The organism is Yoonia sp., assembly GCF_046498525.1.
Lineage (GTDB): Bacteria > Pseudomonadota > Alphaproteobacteria > Rhodobacterales > Rhodobacteraceae > Yoonia.
The window spans coordinates 1-7,077 of the sequence record NZ_JAWOAN010000100.1; the positions used below are offsets into that span (position 1 = coordinate 1).

A 7,077-nucleotide genomic window follows, 5' to 3' on the forward strand; every position below is an offset into this window, starting at 1 on the left:
TAGAGCGGTTTTCCAATCTGCAGGGGCGCGAGGTGATTTGCCGCCAGATCGACCCGCCTGAAAAGCCGTTTCCCTTTGCGGGCGGGAGGTATCTTGTCGGCAGGCCGCCGTTTTCGGTCGAAGATGAGGTTGCCTTGTTTCAGGACCTTGGTATCGATGTGCTGGTCGTCAAGAATGCGGGCGGCGCGCCAAGCCGTACGAAACTGACGGCGGCGCGGCAGTTGGGTATCCCGGTGCTGATGATCGCCCGACCTGCGCAGGGGAATTGGCCTGTTGTCGCGACGGTTGAGGACGCCCTGTCCTGGGTGCATGCGCTATGAAAGAACGGGTTATTCAATCGGATGCGTGTGTCGCGGAAGGCGCAGAATGGCTATGCCGTGCTGATCCGCGATTTGCCCGCGCAATGAAAGGTCTGCCGCATTTGCCGTTGCGGCTGAAACCGGATGGTTTTTCAGCGCTCCTGAGTGCCATTGTCAGCCAGCAAGTCAGTGTGGCTTCGGCGCAGGCGATCTGGGGGCGGTTGCAGCAGGCCGGCATGACCGACGCACCGGCTGTGGCAAACGTCCGCGAAGAGGATTTGCGGGCAATGGGGCTGAGCAGGCAAAAGGCCCGGTATGCGCAGGCTTTGGCGAACGCAGGGATCGACTATCAAGGTTTGCGTCAGATGCCAGCGCAGGATGTGTGCAAGGAACTGACAGCTGTTCCCGGCATCGGGGCGTGGACGGCTGAAATTTATATCATGTTTTCGCTGGGGCGCGCGGATGTTTTCGCGCCCGGTGATCTGGCCTTGCAGGAAGCGGCCAGACTGATCTTTGATCTGCATGACCGCCCCAAGGAAAAGGAATTCCGCGCGATGTCCGAGGCGTGGTCCCCGTGGCGGTCGGTTGCAGCCCGGATCATGTGGGCCTACTACAAGCAACATAAACAACGGGAAGGCATGATATGACACGAGCTTTGGACGCCCAGCGGCGCGAACCGGTCTCTGGCGAAACACGGTCCTGCGTGGTGTTCTTGCATGGATACGGCGCTAACGCCGCAGACCTGATTGGTCTGGCCGACCCATTGGCCGAACATATGCCCGACACGCTTTTCATTTCACCTGACGCACCCGAGGAATGTCCGGGCGCACCGATGGGTCGCCAATGGTTCCCGATCCCGTGGATTGACGGCTCAAGCGAAGAAGAAAGCAAGCTGGGCCTCGAACGGGCCGCCGCTGATCTGGACGCATTTCTGGACGGTGTGATGGTGGACGAAGATCTGCTGCCCGAACAGGTGATGGTCTTGGGGTTTTCGCAAGGGACGATGATGGCCCTGCATGTTGTTCCGCGCCGTGAAGACCCTGTTGCGGGGATCGTCGCGTTCTCGGGCCGTTTGCTGGAACCGGAGCTTCTGGGCGATGAGACACAAAGCCGCCCGCCGGTCTTGCTGATCCATGGGGACGCGGATGACGTGGTTCCGCCGCAATCGCTGCCGCAGGCGGCAGAGGCCTTGCAGGAAGCCGGCTGGAAAGAGGTCTATGCCCATATCATGAAAGGCACCGGTCATGGCATTGCCCCTGACGGCCTGTCTGTCGCATTGGCCTTTATGCGTGACAGGCTGGGGTTGAGCTAGCCGGAAGGTGCTTGCCGTCTTGGGTTAAGTTGTCTGCCAAAATTTAATTTGAAAGACTGCAGTGGGCAATTGGTCCCCTCGGCAAAAGCGGCCCTTTTGCAGGCAAAGGCGCAAGTGATGATCGCTGATGAGCAACTTGCTGCTTGAACCTGACTAATGCTGCAGTTTTTGCCGCATATTCTGGGGGTTGTCACATTTCTGACGCGATATATAGTCCATATCAAGAGGAATGCGGGATTGCCGCTTTGACTGCTCCCGCACAGCCTATCTAGGGTGTGAGTTATGACGCAGACAGAATTCAGAATTGACTTTGTGCGCGCGCCGGGTGCGCTCAAGCATTATCCGGCTTTGGTGTTGAATGCGGATTATCGTCCGCTTTCGTATTACCCGCTGTCACTGTGGCCATGGCAGGAAGCGGTCAAGGCGGCGTGGCTCGATCGTGTCGACATTGTCAGCGAATATGATGAAGTGGTGCGCAGTCCCTCGACCGTCATCAAAATCCCCTCCGTTGTCGTGCTCAAGGACTATATCAAGCCGCAAAAGCAGGTGGCATTCACGCGCTTCAACCTGTTTCTGCGTGACGAGTTTTGCTGCCAGTATTGCGGGGCGCGGGGCGATCTGACCTTTGATCACGTCGTGCCACGTGCCAGTGGGGGAATCACCAGTTGGGAAAACGTGGTTGCGGCTTGTTCGCCGTGCAATCTGCGCAAAGGGTCACGTTCGCTCAAACAATGCGGAATGAGCCTGCAAAAACCGCCCCGCCGTCCTGTGACCGAACAGTTGCACAACGTTGGTCGCAAGTTTCCGCCGAACCATCTGCATGAAAGCTGGCTTGATTTCCTTTATTGGGATGCAGAGCTCGAAGCTTAATCCATTCCAATGCTAGACTTGTCGGGATCAGCAGGGTAGGAAAGCCGCGTTAGCGCTAACGCACGATCCACAGGGAGTTTGCCATGGTTTCTCGCGTCATTCCGGTCGAGGAATTTGATCTTGTGATTTTCGGCGGCACCGGCGATTTGGCCCGGCGCAAAATCCTTCCCGGCCTGTTCCGGCGATTCCTGTCGGGGCAAATGCCTGCTGGGTCGCGGATCATCGGTGCGGCGCGCTCCGAGCTCGACTCGGATGGGTATCGCGAAATGATTGCGGAAGCCGTCGCCGAGTTTGGGGGCAGTGAAGCCAGCAACAAGAAGGGCTTGGACGCCTTTCTTAAGCAGCTTGAGTATGTCACCATCAATGCGCGCGGTGAAGATGGCTGGGCCGAACTGGCCGGGATCGTGCGTCAGGACGTCGTGCAAGCGTTCTATTTTTCTGTAGCACCTACGCTGTTCGGTGACTTGGCCGAACGGCTTCACACCAACCGCATCGCCAATGAAACCAGCCGGATCGTCGTGGAAAAACCTTTTGGTCGCGATCTTCAATCGGCCCGCGCATTGAATGAAACACTGGCGGCGCATTTCGACGAAAAACAGATTTACCGCATCGACCATTATCTTGGCAAAGAGACGGTCCAGAACCTCATGGCCGTCCGCTTTGGCAACGTGTTGTTCGAACCGCTTTGGAACAATCACTATGTCGATCATATCCAGATCACCGTGGCCGAAACCGTCGGTGTCGGTGGGCGGGGGGCCTACTATGATAAATCCGGCGCGATGCGCGATATGGTGCAAAACCATCTGATGCAGTTGGTGTGCCTGATCGCGATGGAGCCTCCGGGGCAGTTCGAGGCTGACGCAGTTCGTGATGAAAAACTGAAAGTTATCAGGGCGTTGCAGCCCATTGATCATCACCATATCGTCCGCGGCCAGTATGATGCGGGTCCAGAAGGACCAAGCTATCGCGAAGACGTGGAAAACCCCCGCAGCTTTACCGAAAGCTTTATCGCGATGCGTTGCCATATCGCGAACTGGCGTTGGGCGGGCGTGCCGTTCTATCTGCGCACCGGCAAACGCATGAAGGCGCGGTCCTCTGAGATTGCCGTTGTTTTCAAGGACCTCGGTCATACGATCTTTGAAGGTGACGAAGCGCGTCACCGCAATATCCTTGCTATTCGGCTGCAACCGAACGAGGGCATGGACCTGCAGGTGACGATCAAGGAACCGGGTCCGGGGGGGATGCGTCTGATCGATGTGCCCTTGGACATGACCTTTGCCGAAGCCTTGGGCGAAGATGCCGAGGATGTGACGGACGCCTACGAGCGTCTGATCATGGATGTGATCCGGGGCAATCAGACGCTCTTTATGCGCGGCGACGAAGTTGAAGCCGCCTGGGCCTGGACTGATCCCTTGATTGAAACCTGGGAAGCACGCAATGACGTGCCCAAGCATTATGAAGCAGGCTCTGCCGGACCTGAGGATGCGATGATGTTGCTGCACCGTGATGGTCGCAGATGGCGCGATATCAAGGGCTGACGCTGCACTTTATAAACCTTACACTACGCGTGTGCCATCAACCCGAAAGGATTGGTCCGATGAAACTTCTTGAGTATCCAGACGCCGAGATGATGATGATGGAACTGGCCGACACGCTGGCCAGCGAGTTGAAGAACTCTCTTCTGGCGCATGATCATGCCTCTCTCGCCGTACCCGGTGGTATGACGCCGGGCCCTATCTTTGACAGCCTGTGCGCTGCCGATCTGGACTGGTCGCGCATCCATGTGATGCTGACGGATGAACGTTGGGTGCCGGAAAGCTCCGAGCGGTCCAACACGCGGTTGCTGCGCGAACGCCTTTTGGTCAACCGGGCGGCGGCTGCGCGTTATGTGCCGCTTTATGCGGAAGCCAAGACACCCGAAGAAAAACTGCCCGAGCTGGCAGAAGCACTGACGCCTGAGCTCCCTCTTTCGGTGGTGCTCTTGGGGATGGGCGCTGATATGCATACAGCGTCGATTTTTCCAGGTGCGGATCAGCTGGACCTTGCATTGCATGGCCGTGACCGTCTGGTCGCCATGCGCGCGCCCGGTGCGCCAGAGCCGCGGATCACGCTGTCTGCACATGTGTTGAAGTCCGCGATGAACCGGCATCTGGTGATCGTCGGCGCTGAAAAACGCGAGGCGCTTGAGCGCGCGCGCCATCTGCCCCCCGAAGAGGCACCTGTCTGCGCAATCCTGAGCGGGACGACCGTGCATTGGGCGGAGCGCTAGAGCATGTGGGACGACCTGCGCCGACACCACGCAGCGGTTGCTGACCGCCGGTTTGAAACGCTTGTGGATGCGCAACGCGCTGCGGATTTCACCGCACAGACAGGCGATCTGCGGCTGGATTACGCCAAGACGAATATCGATGCCGAGGGCCGTGCATTGCTGATTGATCTTCTGGATCAAACGGGAGTCGGCGCAAAGCGCAAGGCAATGTTTGCAGGCGCGCCGATCAATGAAACCGAAGGCCGTGCGGTGCTGCATACGGCGCTGCGCAATCTTGATGGCGATCCGGTTCTGGTGGACGGTCAGGATGTCATGCCGAATGTGCTGGACACGCTGACACGGATGGAAGGCTTTGCCGCCGACGTGCGCGAAGGCCGTTTTACGGGGCAAGGTGGCAAGATCACGGATGTGGTGAATATCGGCATCGGTGGCTCCGATCTGGGGCCTGCGATGGCGGTACAGGCGCTGGCCCCCTACCATGACGGGCCGCGCTGCCATTTTGTCAGCAATGTCGATCCGGCGGACATTGCTGCCGTCTTGCGAACATGTGAACCTGAAACAACCTTGGTAATTGTCGCCTCCAAGACCTTTACGACCATTGAAACCATGACCAACGCCCGCACGGCGCAGGCGTGGATGAGCCAGACCGTCGCCGCGCCCGGCGCGCAGTTTGTCGCGCTGTCCACTGCTGCGGACAAGACGACGGCTTTCGGCATTGATCCCTCCCGCGTCTTCGGGTTCGCGGATTGGGTGGGCGGCCGCTATTCGATGTGGGGGCCGATTGGTCTGTCGTTGATGATGGCGATCGGTCCAACGGGTTTCCGCGCTTTCCTGCGCGGTGCGCAGGCGATGGACCGGCATTTTCAGGCGGCGGATTGGCAGGACAACCTGCCTGCGATGCTGGCACTGGTGGGGATTTGGCATAATCAGGTTTGCGGTTATGCGACGCGTGCTGTGTTGCCTTATGATAACCTTCTCAGCCGGTTACCGGCTTATCTTCAACAGCTCGAAATGGAAAGTAACGGCAAGGGCGTCAGCATGGACGGTGCCGATCTGGACCTGCACAGTGGCCCCGTTGTCTGGGGCGAGCCGGGAACGAACGGACAGCATGCGTTCTACCAGTTGATCCATCAGGGAACCCGCGTGGTGCCTTGCGAGTTTCTGGTCGCGGCCCGTGGCCATGAGGACGATCTGCATCATCAGCACCAGCTGCTGGTTGCCAACTGTCTGGCGCAGTCCGAGGCGCTGATGCTGGGGCGAGACCTGGACGAGGCGCGCAGCAAGATTGCCGAAAAGTTTGAGGGCGCTGAACTGGAGCGGCAGGCCCGTCACCGCGTGTTCAAAGGCAATCGCCCCTCGGTGACCCTTGCCTACCCGCAACTGACGCCAGAGGTGCTGGGCCAGATCGTGGCCTTGTACGAACATCGCGTTTTTGTCGAAGGCGTTGTGTTGGGCATCAATTCCTATGACCAATGGGGCGTCGAATTGGGCAAGGAACTGGCCACGGCCCTGCAACCCGTTGTGGAAGGCAAGCAAAGTGCCGCTGGCAAGGATGGCTCAACTGCCGCACTTGTCGATTTTCTGCAGTCCCATGGGGTGTCATAGGCTATCGGCTTTGCCATAAGCGGATAATACCGCCCTAAGGATGCCAGATATGATTGTCGAGATGATACCGTTGGCCATGGCTGCCGTCTTGGTTGTGGCCATGTTGCTGGAAATCAGGACCGGCCGTATCCCGAACTGGCTGACGCTGATGCCGTTTGCGCTGTTTGCGGTGCTTTTGATTCTGGCCGAAGATCGCACGCCGCTTTACTGGCAGATCGGACTTGCCGCAGGTGTCCTTGTCTTCGGGCTCGTGATGTTTGCGATCGGCGGTTCCGGTGCCGGTGCGGTGAAACTGATGACGGGAACTGCACTCTTCGTCCCTCTGTCCAAAGCGGGCTATGCCGCCATCATTTTCTTTCTCGTCTTCTTCGTGAGTTCGTTCGTCTTTGTGCAATTGCGCAAGGCCGTGGGGTCGGAAGACAGCTCTTGGTACCTGATGGCGAACGCGGTCCTGCCGCTAAGTTTTTCCATCGGGATGGCAGGGCTGGCGGGAATGTTTCTGCTTTAGCAGGATATTGGAGCGGGTAACGGGAGCAAAACAAGGCTTTCGTGAAATGCCGCGCAAGTATAAAATGCCTTTGAAATAGGGTGTTTGCGCGTTTTCTGTTGTTCATCGTGTTTCATGCTCTTACATTCCATTGCATATCTTTGGGTGACTATAAGGGCGGATAGAATGCCACCACGTGCAAAAGAACTGAACGCGATGCAGGTCAAAAACCTAC

At 58.0% G+C, this 7,077-nt stretch carries 8 protein-coding genes; all 8 read left to right on the top strand.

Annotated elements, in window-relative coordinates; translation table 11 throughout:
* Positions 1-320: precorrin-6A/cobalt-precorrin-6A reductase (locus R6T97_RS07250; RefSeq protein ID WP_410348621.1), on the top strand; the 320-nt coding region annotated here is incomplete at its 5' end.
* Complete coding sequence (locus R6T97_RS07255) at positions 317-946, top strand: DNA-3-methyladenine glycosylase family protein (RefSeq protein WP_410348622.1); 630 nt, start codon at positions 317-319, stop codon at positions 944-946. The genes R6T97_RS07250 and R6T97_RS07255, both read left to right, overlap by 4 nt.
* A complete protein-coding gene (locus R6T97_RS07260; protein ID WP_410348623.1) occupies positions 943-1,611 on the top strand; it encodes an alpha/beta hydrolase in 669 nt (222 codons plus the stop codon). Before R6T97_RS07255 ends, R6T97_RS07260 begins: the two co-directional genes overlap by 4 nt.
* A gap of 282 nt (positions 1,612-1,893) precedes the next feature.
* A complete protein-coding gene (locus R6T97_RS07265; protein WP_410348624.1) occupies positions 1,894-2,481 on the top strand; it encodes an HNH endonuclease in 588 nt (195 codons plus the stop codon).
* Positions 2,482-2,564: 83 nt separating this feature from the next.
* Positions 2,565-4,019 (top strand): glucose-6-phosphate dehydrogenase, encoded by a 1,455-nt coding sequence (zwf, locus tag R6T97_RS07270; RefSeq protein ID WP_410348625.1) that lies wholly within the window; start codon positions 2,565-2,567, stop codon positions 4,017-4,019.
* A 59-nt stretch (positions 4,020-4,078) separates the two neighbouring features.
* On the top strand, positions 4,079-4,750 hold the full coding sequence (pgl, locus tag R6T97_RS07275; protein WP_410348626.1) for a 6-phosphogluconolactonase: 672 nt from the start codon (positions 4,079-4,081) through the stop codon (positions 4,748-4,750).
* Between the two features lie 3 nt (positions 4,751-4,753).
* Positions 4,754-6,355 (top strand): glucose-6-phosphate isomerase, encoded by a 1,602-nt coding sequence (pgi, locus tag R6T97_RS07280; protein WP_410348627.1) that lies wholly within the window; start codon positions 4,754-4,756, stop codon positions 6,353-6,355.
* A 49-nt stretch (positions 6,356-6,404) separates the two neighbouring features.
* Positions 6,405-6,863 carry a prepilin peptidase gene (locus tag R6T97_RS07285; RefSeq protein ID WP_410348628.1) on the top strand — a complete coding sequence of 153 codons (459 nt, stop codon included), beginning with the start codon at positions 6,405-6,407 and terminating at the stop codon, positions 6,861-6,863.
* The last annotated feature ends 214 nt before the right edge of the window (positions 6,864-7,077 follow it).

Excerpts from the sequence above, each read along its gene's own strand:
- R6T97_RS07255 (WP_410348622.1), top strand. The coding sequence starts at position 317 with ATGAAAGAACGGGTTATTCAATCGGATGCGTGTGTCGCGGAAGGCGCA.
- R6T97_RS07260 (WP_410348623.1), top strand. The coding sequence starts at position 943 with ATGACACGAGCTTTGGACGCCCAGCGGCGCGAACCGGTCTCTGGCGAA.
- R6T97_RS07265 (WP_410348624.1), top strand. The coding sequence starts at position 1,894 with ATGACGCAGACAGAATTCAGAATTGACTTTGTGCGCGCGCCGGGTGCG.
- zwf (WP_410348625.1), top strand. The coding sequence starts at position 2,565 with ATGGTTTCTCGCGTCATTCCGGTCGAGGAATTTGATCTTGTGATTTTC.
- pgl (WP_410348626.1), top strand. The coding sequence starts at position 4,079 with ATGAAACTTCTTGAGTATCCAGACGCCGAGATGATGATGATGGAACTG.
- pgi (WP_410348627.1), top strand. The coding sequence starts at position 4,754 with ATGTGGGACGACCTGCGCCGACACCACGCAGCGGTTGCTGACCGCCGG.
- R6T97_RS07285 (WP_410348628.1), top strand. The coding sequence starts at position 6,405 with ATGATTGTCGAGATGATACCGTTGGCCATGGCTGCCGTCTTGGTTGTG.